Annotated in this window: 10 protein-coding genes and 4 pseudogenes; 8 read left to right on the forward strand and 6 right to left on the reverse strand. The window is 70.6% G+C overall.

Annotation, left to right across the window (positions count from 1 at the left end; all coding sequences use genetic code 11):
- Together BTZ20_RS07835 and BTZ20_RS07840 are read right to left on the reverse strand one after the other, a co-directional pair.
- Complete coding sequence (locus tag BTZ20_RS07835) at positions 1-789, reverse strand: DNA-formamidopyrimidine glycosylase family protein (protein ID WP_077040971.1); 789 nt, start codon at positions 787-789, stop codon at positions 1-3.
- A pseudogene (locus BTZ20_RS07840) lies at positions 776-5303 on the reverse strand (ATP-dependent helicase). The gene BTZ20_RS07835 and the pseudogene BTZ20_RS07840 overlap by 14 nt, the downstream one beginning before the upstream one ends.
- Before the next feature lie 85 nt (positions 5304-5388).
- Here BTZ20_RS07840 and BTZ20_RS07845 point away from each other — a divergent pair.
- Genes BTZ20_RS07845 through BTZ20_RS28965 form a run of 3 tightly spaced genes read left to right on the forward strand, consistent with a single transcriptional unit; the run spans position 5389 to position 7526 of the window.
- Positions 5389-5805, forward strand: coding sequence for a hypothetical protein (locus BTZ20_RS07845; RefSeq protein WP_077040972.1), 417 nt, complete (start codon positions 5389-5391; stop codon positions 5803-5805).
- A 12-nt stretch (positions 5806-5817) separates the two neighbouring features.
- Positions 5818-7236, forward strand: a complete 1419-nt coding sequence (locus BTZ20_RS07850) for an alpha/beta-hydrolase family protein (protein WP_262982555.1) — start codon at positions 5818-5820, stop codon at positions 7234-7236.
- The gene (locus tag BTZ20_RS28965) at positions 7224-7526 is read left to right on the forward strand and encodes an alpha/beta-hydrolase family protein (RefSeq protein WP_262982556.1); all 303 of its coding nucleotides are present in this window, start codon (positions 7224-7226) and stop codon (positions 7524-7526) included. The genes BTZ20_RS07850 and BTZ20_RS28965 overlap by 13 nt, the downstream gene beginning before the upstream one ends.
- 28 nt (positions 7527-7554) lie before the next feature.
- Here the strand turns inward: BTZ20_RS28965 and BTZ20_RS07855 are convergent, their stop codons facing one another.
- A complete protein-coding gene (locus BTZ20_RS07855) occupies positions 7555-8580 on the reverse strand; it encodes an acyl-CoA dehydrogenase family protein (RefSeq protein WP_077040973.1) in 1026 nt (341 codons plus the stop codon).
- Complete coding sequence (locus BTZ20_RS07860; protein ID WP_077040974.1) at positions 8577-9194, reverse strand: TetR/AcrR family transcriptional regulator; 618 nt, start codon at positions 9192-9194, stop codon at positions 8577-8579. The genes BTZ20_RS07855 and BTZ20_RS07860 overlap by 4 nt, the downstream gene beginning before the upstream one ends.
- A gap of 69 nt (positions 9195-9263) precedes the next feature.
- Here BTZ20_RS07860 and BTZ20_RS07865 point away from each other — a divergent pair, with 69 nt between their 5' ends.
- From BTZ20_RS07865 to BTZ20_RS07875, 3 genes are read left to right on the forward strand one after another with little or no spacing between them, the layout of a single operon-like run.
- Positions 9264-10199, forward strand: coding sequence for a patatin-like phospholipase family protein (locus tag BTZ20_RS07865; RefSeq protein WP_077040975.1), 936 nt, complete (start codon positions 9264-9266; stop codon positions 10197-10199).
- Positions 10196-11683: a flavin-containing monooxygenase gene (locus BTZ20_RS07870; RefSeq protein ID WP_077040976.1), complete on the forward strand. Its 1488-nt coding sequence runs from the start codon at positions 10196-10198 to the stop codon at positions 11681-11683. Before BTZ20_RS07865 ends, BTZ20_RS07870 begins: the two co-directional genes overlap by 4 nt.
- A complete protein-coding gene (locus BTZ20_RS07875) occupies positions 11680-12579 on the forward strand; it encodes an SDR family oxidoreductase (RefSeq protein WP_077040977.1) in 900 nt (299 codons plus the stop codon). Before BTZ20_RS07870 ends, BTZ20_RS07875 begins: the two co-directional genes overlap by 4 nt.
- On the opposite strand, the pseudogene BTZ20_RS07880 reads toward BTZ20_RS07875, so the two are convergent.
- Positions 12530-14049: pseudogene (locus BTZ20_RS07880) on the reverse strand (aldehyde dehydrogenase family protein). The gene BTZ20_RS07875 and the pseudogene BTZ20_RS07880 overlap by 50 nt on opposite strands.
- 53 nt (positions 14050-14102) lie before the next feature.
- On the opposite strand from BTZ20_RS07880, the pseudogene BTZ20_RS07885 reads away from it, so the two are divergent.
- Positions 14103-14539 (forward strand): annotated as a pseudogene (locus BTZ20_RS07885) (Lrp/AsnC family transcriptional regulator).
- A gap of 65 nt (positions 14540-14604) precedes the next feature.
- Positions 14605-15935 (forward strand): annotated as a pseudogene (lat, locus tag BTZ20_RS07890) (L-lysine 6-transaminase).
- Positions 15936-15939: 4 nt separating this feature from the next.
- Here lat and BTZ20_RS07895 read toward each other — a convergent pair.
- Positions 15940-16818: a sigma-70 family RNA polymerase sigma factor gene (locus tag BTZ20_RS07895; RefSeq protein WP_077040978.1), complete on the reverse strand. Its 879-nt coding sequence runs from the start codon at positions 16816-16818 to the stop codon at positions 15940-15942.
- Between the last annotated feature and the right edge of the window lie 28 nt (positions 16819-16846).

Below are 16846 nucleotides of genomic sequence, written 5' to 3' on the forward strand. Positions count from 1 at the left end.
TCAGGCGGACGGTTGGCAGCGCGGACACCAGAAGATCTGCCGTTCGGCTTCGTGGGTTCCGTCGCCGAGGACCCCGCCCATGACGAGGGTGCCGCAGCGCAGGCATGGCCTGCCGGAACGGCCGTACACCCAGGTGGTGCGGCCGCGGCGGCGGTCTCCTGTGGTGATGCGCACGGCGCGGTCCCGGTTCGCCAGCAGTAGTCGGTGCGCGAGTTCGGTCCATGCGTGCGGATCGCCCGCGGCGGCCACCGGGGTCGCCGGGTGCACCCCGCGCAGGAAGCACAGCTCGTTGCGGTAGACGTTGCCGACACCCGCCATCACGCGCTGGTCCAGCAGGGCCAGGCCGATCGGGCGGCAGGCATCGGTGGCGAGATTCGTCGCGGCGCGACCGGGGTCCCAGTCGGGGCCGAGCAGGTCCGGCCCGAGATGACCGACCGCGCGCTCCTCCTCGTCGGCGACGAGGACCTCGACGATGCCGAGCTGGAACCCGACCGCGAGGGAGTCGGTGGTGCCCAGCAGGATCCTCGCCTGCCATGCGGGCCGCCGCCAGCGTCCGCCCTCGGGATAGACGTGCCAGGCGCCCTCCATCTTGAGATGGGTGTGCACGGTCTGCCCGCCCACCCGGATCAGCAGGTGCTTGCCCCGGCTGACCACCTCGTCGACCGGTCCGGGGGTGAGGTCGACGGTCGCGAAGCGTGGCACCCGGATGTCGCAGACGGTGAGCGGCCGGTCCAGTAGCGCAGCGCGGAGCTGTCCCGCGACCTGCCAGACGGTGTCACCCTCGGGCATGGAGGGCCCGCTTGCGGAGACCGCGCGGAGTCGCGGCGAAACCGGCCTCGACGAGGACCGGCGAGAGGGGACTGGTGTGCACGGATTCGCCGTCGACCTTCTCGATGACGATCTTGTCGACGCCGCCGTGATCCACCACGGCGGCAAGCGATCCGGCGGCACCGTGTAAGGCGCCGGGATCAGTGGTGAAGGTGAGCACGGTCTTGCCGCCGCGCTCGACATACAGCGCGAGCTCCCCGTCGATGAGCACCACCAGGGCGCCCGCCTTGCGGCCGGGCCGGTGCCCGCCTGCGGTGGCGGGCCAGGCCAGCGCTGCCCCGAACGGATTCGCCGGGTCCGTCGCGGCGAGGGTCACCGCGGCGGGTGCGTTGGCCGGGCCGACCCGGTCGCCGTAGGCCCGCAGCCGGTCGACCACCTCGGAGGTCGAGAACTGTGCGGCGCCAAGGGTGTTGACGAAGTACCCACGCCTGCACCGCCCGCTGTCCTCGAAGCCCCGCAGTACCGTGTACATCAGGGCGAAGCCACCGGGAACCGATTCGCTGACCACCGATCCCGCGTGAGCACTCCGTACCGGTCCAGCAGCACGTCCGCCCGCGCATGTGCCCGGATGGTCGGGTCGGGTTCGAGTTCGGGCAGCAGCGACCACCGTCCGCCGACGGTGGGCGGCCCGGTCCGACTCGGCAACGCAGGACGGGCGAGGGCGCGATACGGCCGGGCCCGCGGTGCTCGGCGCGGCGCCCGATGGCTCGGCGTCGAGCGCGAGGGCCCCGACAACAGGGCACGCAGGGGAGCGAAGGTGTCGTTGCTCAGGTGGCCCGCCCACACCAGGTCCCACAGCGAGGCCGCGAGGGCGGCGTCGTCGGTCCCGCCGATCAGGTCCGAGAGATTCCGGAAGAAGTAGGCGCCACCGGGCGCGAGCGCATCGAGGATCTGGCGTTGCTGCTCGGACAGCTCCGTGTCGACGGGCGGGGCCAGCGTCAGCGGCGCCGCATCGGCCGGGTGCAGGCACACCCAGCCGTCGCTGCCGGAGATCGCGCCTGCGCCCGACCACAGCACCTCGCCCGTTGCGGTCAGCTCGTCGAGCATCGCCGGCTGGTAGTCGCGCACCCGCGAGCGCAGGATCATCGGCTCCCAGGCGGAGGCGGGGATCGGTACGCCCGCAAGCTGTTCGATCACCGCGGCCACCCCGTCGATACCGCGCAGGCCACCGCCGATGTGCTGCCAGTCGGGCAGGAAGCGGCCGAGCGCGGGCGGCTCGACCGGCTCGACCTCTCTGCGGGCGGCGGCGAGGGAGCGCCGCCGGAGCCGCCGCAGCACCTCGGCGTCACACCACTCGCTGCCTGCGGCTGCGGGCCGGAACTCGCCCTCGAGCACCCGCTTGTCGGCGGCGAGGCGGCGCAACACGTCCCGGACCACGGAGGTCCCGAGTCCGAACCGGGCGGCCGCGTCGGCGAGCGAGAACGGTCCGTGGGTGCGGGCGTAGCGCGCGACGAGGTCGCCGAGCGGGTCGTCGACCGGTTCGATGAACGCGGCGGGGGTGCCGATCGGCAGAGGCACGCCGAGCGCGTCGCGCATCCGGCTCGCGTCCTCGATCGCCACCCACCACTGCTCGCCCGCGAAGCCGACCCGCATGGCCCGGCGCTGCGCTTCGAGCTCGCGGACCCAGAGCGCGGCATCGCCGTGCGTCCGACTGGCGATCTCCGCGTCGGTCAGCGGACCGAGCAGACGCAGCAGGTCCGCGACCCCCTCGAGATCCTTTGCCCTGCGGTCGGGGACCAGGCGTTGGAGTTCACGTTCGGTGAGGTCGATGACGTCGGCGTCGAGCAGTTCGCGCAGCTCCACCCGGCCGAGCAGCTCGGCGAGCAGGGTGGAGTCGAGGGAAAGGGCTGCGGCCCGTCGCTCGGCGAGCGGGCTGTCGCCCTCGTACATGAACGCGCCGACGTAGTCGAAGAGGAGCGCCCCCGCGAAGGGCGACGGCGACGGCGTCTCGACCTCGACGAGCCTGATCTGCTTGCGGCCGATGCCGTCGAACAGGGCGGTGAGGGAGGGCAGGTCGTAGACGTCCTGCAGGCACTCGCGGACGGTCTCGAGCAGGATCGGGAAGGTCGGGAACTTGCGCGCCACGTCGAGCAGCTGGGCGGACCGCTGTCGCTGCTGCCAGAGCGGCGCCCGCTTGCCCGGATTGCGCCGCGGCAGCAGCAGGGCACGGGCGGCGCACTCGCGGAATCGGGACGCGAACAGGGCGGAGTTGCTGACCTGCTCGGTGACGATGTCCGCGATCTCATCGCGATCGAAGACGAACAGCTCCGAGCCGGGCGGGGCGTCCTCGGTGTCCGGTAGCCGGACGATGATGCCGTCGTCCGATGCGGTCGGCGCGGAGTCGATCCCGTACCGCTCCTGCAGCCGGGCGCCGATCGCGAGGGCCCATGGCGCGTGCACCGGCAGGCCATAGGGCGAGTGCAGCACCAGTCGCCAGTCGCCGAGCTCGTCGCGGAACCGCTCGACCACGAGCGTGCGGTCGGTGGGGACCTGTCCTGTGGCGGTGCGCTGCTCCTCGACAAGGGCGAGCAGGTTGTGGGTGGCGTTCGCGTCGAGGCCCTGGTCGGCCAGGCGGGCCCGCAGATCCGTGTCCGCGCCGAGGGACATCTCGCGCAGGAACTCGCCCAGCGCCGCGCCGAGCTCGGCGGGCCTGCCGAGGCCGTCACCGTGCCAGAACGGGAGCCGGCCTGGCAGGCCGTAGGCGGGGCTGACAAGGACCCGGTCGTGGGTGATCTCCTCGATCCGCCAACTGGTGGCGCCGAGCGCGAAGACGTCGCCGACCCGCGACTCGTAGACCATCTCCTCGTCGAGTTCGCCGACGCGCGATGCCTTCTCGCCGACCATGTACACGGCGAACAGTCCGCGATCCGGGATCGCTCCGCCTGAGGTGACGGCCAGCCGCTGGGAGCCGGGCCTGCCAGTGAGGACATCGGCGTCGCGATCCCAGACGAGCCTCGGGCGCAGCTCCGCGAACTCGTCGGACGGGTAGCGGCCCGCCAACAGATCGAGGGTGGCGTCGAATGCGGACCGGGGCAGTGTCGCGAAGTTCCCGGTGCGGCGGACCGCGTCGAACCAGGACTGGACGTCGAGTTCGTCGAGGGCGCACGCGGCCACGGTGTGCTGGGCCAGGATGTCGAGCGGGTTCGCCGGGACCGCGAGCGCCTCGATCCGGCCGGCGGTCATCCGTTCCACGGTGACCGCGCAGTGGATGAGGTCCGTGCGGTGCTTGGGGAAGAGCACCCCCTGGAGATCTCCCCGACCTGGTGTCCGGCCCGCCCTACCCGCTGCAGCCCGCTCGCCACCGAGGGCGGCGCCTCCACCTGCACGACGAGATCGACCGCGCCCATGTCGATTCCGAGCTCGAGGCTGCTCGTGGCCACCACGCAGCGCAGCCGTCCGGACTTGAGGTCGTCCTCGATGAGCGCGCGCTGGTCCTTGCTCACCGAGCCGTGGTGGGCGCGGGCGAGCAGCGCCTCGGCGCCGTGCCCCACCTCGGTGGTGGAGCCGATCAGCGAGGCCGGCTTGTGCACAGTCTCGACCGGGGCGCCGAGGCGGTCGGCGTACACCTCGTTGAGCCTGGCGGTGAGCCGCTCCGCGAGCCGGCGGGAATTGGCGAACACGATCGAGGACCGGTGCTCGAGGACCAGGTCGACGATCTGCTCCTCCACATGCGGCCAGATCGAACCCTGTTGCGGGGCCGGGGAAGCGGAGTCCTCGTCCGGTGTCGTGACCCCCAGCTCGGTCATGTCCTCGACCGGCACCCGCACCGTCAGGTCGAAGGTCTTCGGGGAGGGCGGCGAGACGATGTGGATGGGCGCGGACCCGGTGAGGAAGCGGCCCACCTCCTCGTGCGGGCGGACCGTCGCGGACAGCCCGATCCGTTGCGCCGGACGGGGGAGCAGCATGTCGAGCCGCTCGAGGGAGAGAGCCAGGTGTGCACCGCGTTTGGTCGCCGCGACGGCGTGCACCTCGTCCACGATCACGGTCTGCACGGTGGCGAGCGATTCGCGGGCCGCCGAGGTGAGCATGAGGAACAGCGACTCGGGGGTGGTGATGAGGATGTCGGGGGGCGTGCGCACCAGGGCACGGCGATCCGCGGGGCTGGTGTCGCCGGAACGGACGCCGACGGTGATCTCCGGCGGCGTCAGGCCCAGACGCTTGGCGGTCTGGGTGATGCCGACCAGCGGGGCGCGCAGGTTCCGCTCGACGTCCACCGCGAGTGCCTTGAGCGGCGAGACGTACAGGACGGTCGTGCCCGGCGGACGCTGCTCGTCGTGCGGGCGGGTGGCGAGCTGGTCGAGCGCCCACAGGAACGCGGAGAGGGTCTTGCCTGATCCGGTCGGCGCGACGACCAGCGCGTGCGAGCCGTCCGCAATGGCGTCCCAGGCCCCGAGCTGGGCGGCGGTCGGCGCGGGGAAGGCGCCGGCGAACCACTCCCGGGTGGGGGCGGAGAACCTGCCGAGCACCGTGTCCATGGTGTCCATAGTGCCTCGGGCCCCCGACACTGGGCGCACACTGAGGGGTGGCGTACTGCATCCGAGTCCGGAGAGGTGAACCGTCATGTCCGAGAGGTCGAGCGTCAAGCAGGAGGTCGCGGCCGGTGCCTCGATCGGGGCCGCGGTGCTTCTCGTCACCGCCGGTGTGCTCCAGGTTCTCCAGGGGATCGCCGCGGTCGGCAACGACGAGGTCTTCACCGTCGGCGCCGAGTACACCTACGAGCTGGATCTGACCGCATGGGGCTGGATCCACATCGCCCTCGGAGTGGTGATCGCGCTGGTGGGTGTCGCCTTGTTCAGGGCCGGGATCTGGGCGCGGACGTTGGCGATCGTCATCGCCGCACTGTCGATCGTGGTCAACTTCCTGTGGCTTCCCTACGCACCGGGGTGGGCCGGCCTGATCATCGCCCTCGATGTATTCGTCATCTGGGCGGTATGGACCTGGATTCCGAGCTCCGGCTGGGAGAAGCCGTTGCGGTAGGCGGAGGTGGCCATGGTGTCGAAGGTCCTGGATTCGCCGGACGATCCGTCCGCCGCCGGAGTCGACGACGGTGGGCCGTCCGAGCCCGCTGAGCATCGGAAGCTGCTGTACGCCACGCTTCCCGGGTGCTGGGGCGCACTCGTTTTCGCGTGTCTGTCGTTCACGCCCTCGCTGCTCCCGCGCGGAGGCCTCCTGCAGGGGGTTGTCTGCGGAATCACTGCGGCGATCGGGTATGGGCTGGGAGTGTTCGCGGCCTTCGTCTGGCGCGCGTTCGCCGACCGATCTGCTCGGCGTCCGGGACGTCGCTCCTGGAGTGTCTTCCTCGTTTGCGCGGTGACGCTGTTCGCCGTCGCGTTCGCGGTCGGGCAGTACTGGCAGCACCAGATCCGCGCGTTGATGGGCGTCACCGAATACAGCGTTCCGCTCGTGGTTCTCGCACCCGTCGTCGCGGCGGTGGTGTTCTGTCTGCTCCTTGCGGTCGGGCGCGGCGTTCGCGGCATGTATCGCTGGAGCGCGCGGCGGCTCGACCGGTGGATCGGGCGGCGGGCGGCCAGCGTCGTCGGGTGGTTCCTCATTGCCGGACTCGTCTACGTGGTCGTCTCGGGAGTGCTGCTCGGAGGCCTCGTCGGTGTCGCCAACGGGGCTTTCTCGTTGCGCGACACGATGACTCCGGAAGGTGTTCGGCAACCCGCGACCAGCCTGCGGTCGGGCGGCCCCGGGTCTGTGGTGCCGTGGGATTCGCTGGGATGGCAGGGGCGCAGCTTCATCGGCGCAGGCCCGTCCAGCGATCAGATCGGCCAATTCGTCGACCACCCGGCCCAGGAACCGATTCGCACCTACGCCGGTCTGGCGTCGTCGGAGGACTCCGAGTCCAGGGCGGCGTTGGCGGTCGAGGACCTCGGCCGTGCCGGAGGCTTCCAGCGCGCCAATCTGCTCGTGGTGACGACGACCGGGAGCGGCTGGGTGGATCCGGCCCTTGTGGACTCCTTCGAGTACCTCACCGGTGGCGACGCGGCGACCGTGGCGATCCAGTACTCGTACCTGCCGTCGTGGATTTCCTACCTGGTCGACCAGTCGAAGGCCAGGGAGGCGGGCCGCGACCTGTTCGACGCGGTCTACGACGTGTGGTCGAAACTGCCCCAGGACGCCCGTCCCCGGCTGTTCGTCGCGGGGGAGAGCCTGGGCTCGTTCGGCGGTGAGACCGCCTTCAGCGGTGAGTACGACCTACGCAACCGCACCTCGGGAACGTTGTTCGCAGGCCCTCCCAACTTCAACACGCTGTTCCGCGAGTTCAGCGACCGGCGCGAGCCGGGCAGCCCCGAGGTCGAGCCGGTCTACAAGGACGGGCGGACGGTGCGGTTCAGCAACGACCCCGAGGCCGGAATTCCTCCCGCGGGAGCCCGTGGGACGGCACCCGGGTGCTGTACCTGATGCATCCGTCCGACCCGATCGTCTGGTGGAGCCCGAACCTGATCCTGAACCAGCCGGACTGGATCGCTCAGCCGCCCGGTCGGGACGTGCTCGAGGACATGGTCTGGATACCGTTCGTGACGTTCTGGCAGATCACCGCCGACCTACCGTTCTCCACGGGCGTCCCTGGTGGTCACGGGCACAAGTACACCAGCGAGTACGTCGACGGATGGAACGCCGTCCTGCAGCCCGCAGACCTCAGCGCCGAGCAGCTCGCCACCCTCAGGACCGTCATCGGCGCAGGCGGGTAGCGGCGATCGGCCGCCGCGTCGGGACGATTCAGGTGGTGGCGGCGTCCGCCCCGAGCTCGCCGAGCAACGCCGCTCGCATCTGCGGCCTCGACGCAGCCACCAGGGTCAGCGTGGCCTCGCGCATCAGCCGTTCGGCGGTGGCTCCGCTCACGGCCGCGGAGCTGCCCGTCGCGGTCACCAACGCGGCGGCGGCCCGCAGCGCGAGCTCGGAGGCCTGGGCCCGCGCCGCGAAGAGGTCGAACCGGCCGCCGAGCGCGGCATCGAGATTCGCCCGAACGGCCGTCGCCTCCGACGCGAATCCAGTGGTGTCCACCCCCCGCTCGCCGAGCTCGGTGAGGCAGCGCCGGGCGACGCCCATCGCCATGCACGCGTTGAGCCAGGACCCGAATCCCTGGCCTGCCGCGAATTCCTCCTGGGTCACCACCTTGCTCACCCGTTCGTCCGGCACCTCGAAGCCGTCGAACCGCATCCGGACGGTGTTGCTCCCGCGCGCGGCGATCAGCGGTAGCTCCTCCACCGACAGACCCTGGCCGGGGACCGCGTCGACGATGGCGTGCACGATCGAATCGTCGAACTCGTCGCGGGCGCTCAGCTGCAGGATGTCGACGATGCCCCAGCCGGTCACGAACGGCGCGACACCGTCGAGCACGTACCCGCCGTCGACGCGGCGCGCGTACAGCAGGGGCGGCTGTGGGATGGCGCCGGCGAAGGCGACGCCTGCGCGAACCGACCCGTCCATCAATCCGTCCCAATATTCATCGCGCAGATCATGATTCGGGCTCGACGCCAGCCCCGCGACCACGCCGTGGTGCTGCATCCACGTGAAACATGTGGCGAGGCAGCCGCCGCACAGTGTCTCCACCACCGTCACCAGGTCGTCGATGCCGAGCCCGGGTCCGCCGAATTCCGGCGGCGCGGCGAGGCCGTAGAAGCCCTCCGCGGCCAGCGCCTCGAAGTGACTGAGGGGGATCTCGCCGTCGGCGTCGACGCTGTCGGCGGCGGGGTAGAGCACGTCGTCGGCGATCTCGCGCGCGAGCTCGGGCCAGTTCGTCACGCCTGTGAGGGTAGATCCGCGGAGCCGGTGGCGGTGAGAAGCGCGCGGAGGTTGCGGGTGATGATGCCGGTCGAGAGGGTGGGGTCGATGGCGCGTTGGATGCCGAGGCCGATGCCCATGCTCAGGATGCTGCTCGCGGCGTCCTCCACCGACATCGGCAGGGTGACCTCGCGGGATTCCACGAGGGTGCCGAGCATGGCGGCCACCATTGCGCGAGTCGTGCCGAGGCTCGATGCCAGCGCCGCCCGCAGCTCCGGGTCGTGGCGCGCCAGCGCCATGAACTCGAACTCGAGCGTCGTCCAGCCGACGTCGCCGAGCGTGCGCTGTGCCCAGTCCTCGAACGCCGTCAGCCGCTCCTCCAGCGGCACCTGCCTCGACAGCACCTCGGCGATCTCGGTGCCCTTGGTGACGTGGATGAGCTGGAGCACCTCCAGACACAGCTCGTTCTTGTTGCGGAAGTTGGAGTACACAGCGCCCTTGGAGTAGCCGGCCTCCTCGGCGACCTTCTCGAGCGAGGTCGCGGCGTATCCGTCGGCGAGGAACAGGTCGCGGGCGGTCGCGATCAGATTCGTCCTGGTCTGGGCCTGGCTCTCCGACCTGGTCAAGCGTGCCATCTGCGGTCCTCTCGAGAAATTCTCACTCTTGGTATACCCATCGTATCCAAATACTGCTAGTTTCTGAATATGACTTCGAGTGACACACACATTCGTCGCGGCCTGGTCATCGGCTGCGGCGGAACCCTCGGCGCGGCCTGGACCGTCGCGGCTCTGGTGGCGGTCCGCGACAGCCTCGGCTGGGATCCCCGCGAGGCAGACGTTCTCGTCGGCACCTCGGCGGGCGCGGAACTGGTCGCCATGCTCGGCAGCGGGGTGGGCGTGGACGAGATCCTGGCGATGCAACTGGGGGAGCAGGCGACCCATCCGGCGCTGCGGGATCACCTGGCGGACGCGCCCGGCCGGGTGCCGCCGCTGCCTCGACTCGGGCTCGGCTCGCCGAAGCTGGTGCGCGCGGGCCTGCGCCGTGAGGTGGCGCCGGTGACGGCACTGAGCGGGCTGCTGCCGCCCGGCGGGGGTGACGCCTCCTGGCTGCACCGGCTGGCCGTGCGACTGAACCCCGACCGTTCCTGGGTCCCGCACCCCGCGACCTGGCTCGTCGCGATGGACTACGACACCGGAGCCCGCGTCGCGTTCGGCTCACCCGGTGCGCCGGAAGCGACACTGTCGCAGGCACTCCGTGCGTCGTGGGCGATCCCGGGCTGGATGCCACCCGTCCGGATCAAGGGCCGCCGCTACGTGGACGGCGGCGCCGCCTCGACCGCCTCCGCAGACCTGCTCGCCCCGCTCGAACTCGACGAATTGGTGGTGCTGGCGCCGATGGCCTCCACCGGTCCCGTCCGGGCCCGCGGCGCCGCCCGCGCGGAACGACTGGTCCTGCGGAGCTGGATGAGCGCGGGCCTCGACGCGGAGATGGCCGCCGTCGAGGCGGCGGGCACCCGGGTCATCCGGCTCGACGCCACCGCCGAGGACCTGGCCGTGATGGGCCCGAACTTCATGGACGACCGCAGGCGTCTTGCCACGCTGGAGGCCGCTCTGCGCACGACTCGAAAGGCACTCGTATGACACAGGAACAGCACTTCGAGGTCCTCATCGTCGGGGCAGGCATCTCCGGCATCGGCGCCGGGATCACCCTGCGGCAGATGGGGATCACGGACTTCGCGATCCTCGAGAAGGGTGACTCGCTCGGTGGCACCTGGCGCGACAACGACTACCCAGGGTGCGCCTGCGATGTCCCGTCCGGCCTCTACTCCTTCTCGTTCGCGCCGAATCCGGACTGGACCAGGCTGTTCGCGGGTCAGGACGAGATCCGCCGCTACATCGACCGCACCGCCGCCGAACACGGGGTCGGCGCGCACGTGCGCTTCGGTACCGAGCTGATCCGCGCGGACTGGGACGAGTCGGCACACCGCTGGGTGCTGCAGACCTCGACGGGCACGCTCACCGCGAACTCCGTGGTCGCGGCGGTCGGGCCATGGAACGAACCGCTGGTGCCGCCGATCCCCGGTCTGGACACCTTCGGCGGCAAGGTGTTCCATTCCTCGCGCTGGGATCACGACTACGACCTCGCAGGCAAGCGCGTCGCGGTCGTCGGCACCGGCGCCTCCGCGGTGCAGTTCGTGCCCGCGATCGCACCGAGTGTGGGGGAGCTGCACCTCTACCAGCGCACCGCGCAGTGGGTGCTGCCCAAGCCGGACCACCACGTGCCGAAGGCCGAACGCTGGGTGATGCGCCGGATTCCGGGGGCACACCGCGCCTTGCGGGCGATCGAGTACTCGATCATGGAGGCGCTCGGGCTCGGATTCCGGCACCCGTGGATCCTGCGGATCGTGCAGCAGATCGGCAAGGCGCAGCTGCGTGCCCAGGTCCGCGACCCGGAGCTGCGGAAGGCACTCACGCCCGACTACACCCTCGGCTGCAAGCGCATGCTGCTGTCGAACACCTACTACCCGGCGCTGACCCGTCCCAACGTCGAGGTACACGCCAACGCGGTCGCCTCCGTCCGGGGCAACACCGTGGTCGGGGCCGACGGTGCCGAGCGGAAGGTCGACGCGATCATCTTCGGCACCGGCTTCCACATCCTGGACATGCCGATCGGCGGCAAGATCTTCGACGGGGAGGGCCGCAGCCTCGACGAACACTGGAAGGGCAGCCCGCAGGCCTACCTCGGCACCACGATCGCCGGGTTCCCCAATGCCTATGTGCTGCTGGGCCCGGCGCTCGGCACCGGCCACACCTCGGCGTTCATGATTCTCGAGGCGCAGCTGGGATACCTCGCGAAGGCGATTGCCGCGGCCAAGGACGGCAACTGGACCCGGATGGAGACCCGCCAGGAGGTGCAGGCGGCCTTCAACGCAGAGGTGCAGCAGGCGCTGGCCACCACCGTCTACAACGCAGGTGGATGCCAGAGCTACTTCCTGGACGTGAACGGGCGCAACAGCTTCAACTGGCCCTGGTCCACCGACCGGATGCGTGCGCGGCTCGGCGAGTTCGACGACCGTGCGTACGTGGTCTCCACGGACCTCCCCACAGACAAGGTGACCCGATGAACCTCACAGCGCAGAAGCGGTACCCGGCGATCGATCTCGCCGGGGCCGTCGTCCTCATCACCGGAGCCGGCCGCGGTATCGGCCGCGGCACCGCACACGCCATGGCCGCGCGTGGCGCCAAGGTCGCACTCGCCGACCTCGATCGCGGCGCGGCCGACGAGGTCGCGGCCGAGATCGGTTCGGCGGCAAGGGCCTACACGCTCGACGTGCGGACCCGGGCGTCGTGGGATGCCTGCGTCACGGCGGTGACGGCAGACCTGGGTGCCGTCGACGTGCTGGTCGGCAACGCCGGGGTGATGCCGGTGGCCGCCTTCCTCGACGAGCCGGACGAGATCGGCGAGACCACGATCGACGTGAACGTGTGGGGGCTGATCCACGGCATGCGGGCGGTGGCGCCCGCGATGGTCGCACGCGGTCGGGGCCACATCGTCAACGTCGCCTCGCTCGCGGGCAAGATCGCGATCCCCGGGCTGGCCGTGTACAACGCCAGCAAGTTCGCCGCCGTGGGACTCTCGTCGACCGCCCGGCTCGAGTTCGCCGAACACGGTGTCAGCGTGTCCACTGTGCTGCCCAGCGCGGTGCGGACGACGTTGACCTCCGGGCTCCCGCTCGGCAAGGGGCTGCCGACGGTGGACCCCGAGGACATCGCGGCGGCGGTGGTGCGCACGGTGTCGACGCGGCGGGCGCAGACCCCGGTGCCCGGCTATCTGGCCGCGCTCGACCTGGGTCTGGCCATCGCGCCGGAGCCGGTGCTGACCCTGATCCGCCGGCTCGTCGGCGGGAACCGGGCGGTGACGTCCGTCGACCCGGCAGGACGCGCGGACTACGAGGACCGGGTGAAGTCGATCACCCGAACTTCACCCCCTGCGCGAGCGGAAGCTGATCGGAGTAGTTGACGGTGTTGGTGGCGCGCCGCATGTAGGCCTTCCACGAATCGGATCCCGACTCGCGGCCGCCCCCGGTTTCCTTCTCGCCGCCGAACGCGCCGCCGATCTCCGCTCCCGAGGTGCCGATGTTCACGTTGGCGATCCCGCAATCGGAGCCGTCCGCCGCGAGGAAACGCTCTGCCTCGCGCTGGTCCATGGTGAAGATCGACGACGAAAGGCCCTGCGGCACATCGTTGTGCAGCGCGATCGCCTCGTCGAGGGCCTCGTAGGTGAGCACGTAGAGGATGGGGGCGAAGGTCTCCTCGCGCACCACCGAGGTCTGCGCCGGCATCCGGACCAGCGCGGGGAGACGTAGTGGCCGCCGCCCGACTCCACCCGTTCGCCGCCACACACCAGGGTGCCGCCGTCCGCCCCGGCCTTGTCCAGCGCGGCGGTCATCGCCTCCCAGGATCGTTCGCGGATCAACGGACCGACGAGGGTGTCCGCCTCGAGCGGGTTGCCGACCCGGAGTTGCCGGTAGGCGGAGGCGACCCGCTCGACCGTCTCGTCGGCGATCGAGGAGTGCACGATGAGCCTGCGCAGGCTGGTGCACCGCTGGCCGGCCGTGCCCGCCGCGGAGAACACGATCCCACGCACGGCAAGGTCGAGGTCCGCGGACGGCGCGACCACGGCGGCGTTGTTTCCGCCGAGCTCCAGCAGGCACCGGCCGAAGCGCTGCGCGACCCGCGGCCCGACCTCCCTGCCCATCCGGACCGAACCGGTCGCGCTGACCAGGGCGATCCGCGGGTCGTCGACGAGTTGCTCGCCGACGGGACCGGCGCCGAGGACCAGGCGATGGACCCCGGAGGGCGCGCCCACGTCCTCGGCGGCCCTGCGCAGCAACGCATCACACGCGATCGCGGTCAGCGGCGTCAGCTCCGAGGGCTTCCACACCACGGTGTCCCCGCAGACAAGGGCGACCGCGGTGTTCCAGGACCAGACCGCCACCGGGAAGTTGAACGCGGAGATCACCGCGACCACGCCCAGCGGATGCCAGGTCTCCATCAGGCGGTGTCCGGGGCGCTCGGACGCCATGGTCCTGCCGTACAGCTGGCGGGAAAGGCCGACCGCGAATTCGCAGATGTCGATCATCTCCTGGACCTCACCGAGCGCCTCGGAGGTGATCTTTCCCGCCTCGAGCGTGACGAGGGTGGCGAGGTCCGACTTGTGCTCGGTCAGCAGTTCGCCGAGCCGTCGGATCAGCGCGCCACGCTGCGGTGCCGGCACCGTCCGCCACTGGAGGAACCCGTCGTGCGCGTCGGTTATGGCGTCGGCGACCTGCGCCGGTGTGGACGGCGTCAGCCGGCACAGGACTCCGCCGGTGATCGGGGTGCGGGCGAGCAGGGTGCCGTCGGCGGACGGGTGCTCGTCGCGGGCACCGCACGCGCGCAACGCCGCCTCGGCCATCGTCCGCAGGGTCTCGGTGTCGGGAAGGTTCATGGTGTTCCTCCTGTCGGTGCCTGCTCCAGTGTCCGCTGAGTTAGCCTGCCTTGGTGCCGGACACACTGGACGAGATCGACACCCTGTTGGTGCGTGAACTGATCGCCGACGGCAGGGCCACGCTGGCGACGTTGGCCGAGAAGGCGGGGTTGTCGGTGTCGGCCGTCCAGACGCGGGTGCGCAGGCTGGAGGCCCGCCAGGTGATCCGGGGTTACGCCGCGAAGGTCGATCCGGAAGCGCTGGGGAACCAACTCTCGGCGTTCGTCGCGATCACCCCCTCGACCCGTCCAGTCCCGATGACGCGCCCGCCCGCCTCGAGCACATCCCGGGCATCGAGGCCTGTCATTCGGTCGCAGGGGAGGAGAGCTACGTCCTGCTGGTGCGAGTGGCGTCGCCCCGGGCGCTCGAGGCGCTCCTGCAGGAGATCCGGTCGACCGCGAACGTGCGGACGCGCAGCACCATCATTCTGCAAACATTTTACGGTGACTAGCTAACTGCCAAACAATTTTCCGCTTGCTAGTGACTTTGACAGGATTATCAACATAATCTTGAGGGATGAGCACCGCGATCCGGCGTTCTCGGCCCGTCCCCGGCCTCGCTCCTGGCGAGGTGCACGAGGTGCTGCGGGCGAGCCTGCTGGTCGACGGCTTCGACCTGGTCCTGGATCTGGAGCGATCGCACGGGCGGCGGCTCGTCGATCAGCGTGACGGCACCACCTACCTGGACATGTTCGGCTTCTTCGCGTCCTCGGCGCTCGGTATGAACCACCCCGACCTGGCGGCGGACGAGACCTTCCTGGCGGAGCTCACCGCCGCCGCGGTGAACAAGCCAAGCAACTCCGACATCTACACCGTGCCGATGGCAGAGTTCGTGCGCACCTTCGTCCGGGTCCTCGGTGACCCGGCACTGCCACGCCTGTTCTTCGTCGACGGCGGGGCGCTCGCCGTCGAGAACGCGCTCAAGGTGGCGTTCGACTGGAAGAGCAGGACGAACGAGGCCCGCGGGCTCGATCCGGCGCTCGGCACCAGGGTGCTGCACCTGACCCACGCCTTCCACGGCAGGAGCGGGTACACGCTGTCGCTGACCAACACCGATCCGAACAAGGTCGCGCGGTTCCCGAAGTTCGACTGGCCGCGCATCGACGCCCCCTACCTCGAGCCCGGCCGCGACGCGGACGAGGCCGACGAGCGGGCGCTCACACAGGCGCGGCTGGCGTTCGATCGATATCCCGACGACATCGCCTGCTTCATCGCGGAGCCGATCCAGGGCGAGGGCGGGACCACCACTTCAGGCCCGAGTTCCTCCAGCAGATGGCGGCGCTGTGCCACGAGCGCGACGCCCTCTTCGTGCTCGACGAGGTGCAGACCGGCGTCGGGCTGACCGGCACCGCGTGGGCGTACCAGCAGCTCGGGCTCGCGCCCGACGTGGTCGCGTTCGGGAAGAAGTCGCAGGTGTGCGGGATCATGGCCGGTGGCCGGGTGGACGAGGTGCCCGACAACGTGTTTCGGGTGGCCTCGCGGATCAACTCGACCTGGGGCGGCAACCTCGCCGACATGGTCCGGGCCCGCCGCATCCTCGAGGTGATCGAACGAGACCGGCTGATCGACAGGGCTCGGCTGCTCGGCGCGCACCTGCTCTCGCGGCTCGTCGATCTGGCCGAGCGGCACCCGATCGTGACCGACCCCCGCGGCCGGGGGCTGATGTGCGCGTGCACGCTGGACTCGACCGCCAGGCGCGACGCCGTCGTCACCCAGATGCGTGAAGACGAGCGCGTGCTGATACTCGGGACGGGGGAGCGCGGCATCCGATTCCGGCCACCGCTCACGGTGACGGTGGCCGAACTCGACGCCGCAGTCGACGCGCTCGATCGGGTAGTGAGCCGGTAGCGCGTCAGCCCCTGGCCGCCTCCCGCTCGAGGCGCTCCAGGCGCGGGCGATCGGCGAGGATGTGGATCTCGACGATCCGGCCGTTCGTGATGGTCACGGCCATGACCGACTGCAGCCGGCCGTCCGGGGCGTTGACCATTCCGACCGCGCCGTTGACGAGCGCCGGCATGGACGAGTGGGCGAACCGGGCGAAGCTGAGCGCCTGCGCGGACACCGCCTCCGCCCCGCGAACCACCTTCAGGATTCCGACGCCGGTGTCGGCCCTGAGCACCACGTCGGGGTCGAGGACGGCGACGAGGGCGTCGAAGTCGCCGCCCCTGGATGCGGCGAGGAACGCGTCCACGACCTCCCGCTGCCTGGCGAGGTCGGGATCGGGTACCGGGGTCGAGTCCTGGACGCGGCGGCGGGCGCGGCTGGCGAGCTGCCGGGTGGTGGCGGTGGTCTTCCCCACGACGGCCGCCACCTCCTCGAAGGGCACCGCGAACATGTCGTGCAGCACGAAGGCGAGGCGCTCGGCGGGGGTCAGGGTGTCCAGCACCACGAGCAGTGCGAGGCCGACGGAATCGCCGAGCAGCGCCTCGTGTTCGGGGTCGGTGCCCTCCACCGCGCTGACGATCGGATCGGGCAACTGCTGGTCGTCGATGGAGTCCTCGCGGCGGACCTTGCGGGAACGCAGCATGTCGAGGCAGACCCGTCCCATGACGGTCGTCAGCCACCCGCCGAGATTCGTGAGGCTGTCGGCCTCGGACCGGCTCAGGCGCAGCCAGGTCTCCTGGATGGCGTCGTCGGCATCGCTGAACGAGCCGAGCATCCGGTAGCCCACCGCCAGCAGGTGGGTGCGGTGGTCCTCGAAACGCAGCGCCAAGGAGTCGTTCTCGTCCATCTGTCACATTCCCCCGTCGCGTTCCGTC

The sequence above is a fragment of the Rhodococcus sp. MTM3W5.2 genome (assembly GCF_001984015.1).
Lineage (GTDB): Bacteria > Actinomycetota > Actinomycetes > Mycobacteriales > Mycobacteriaceae > Rhodococcus_G > Rhodococcus_G oryzae.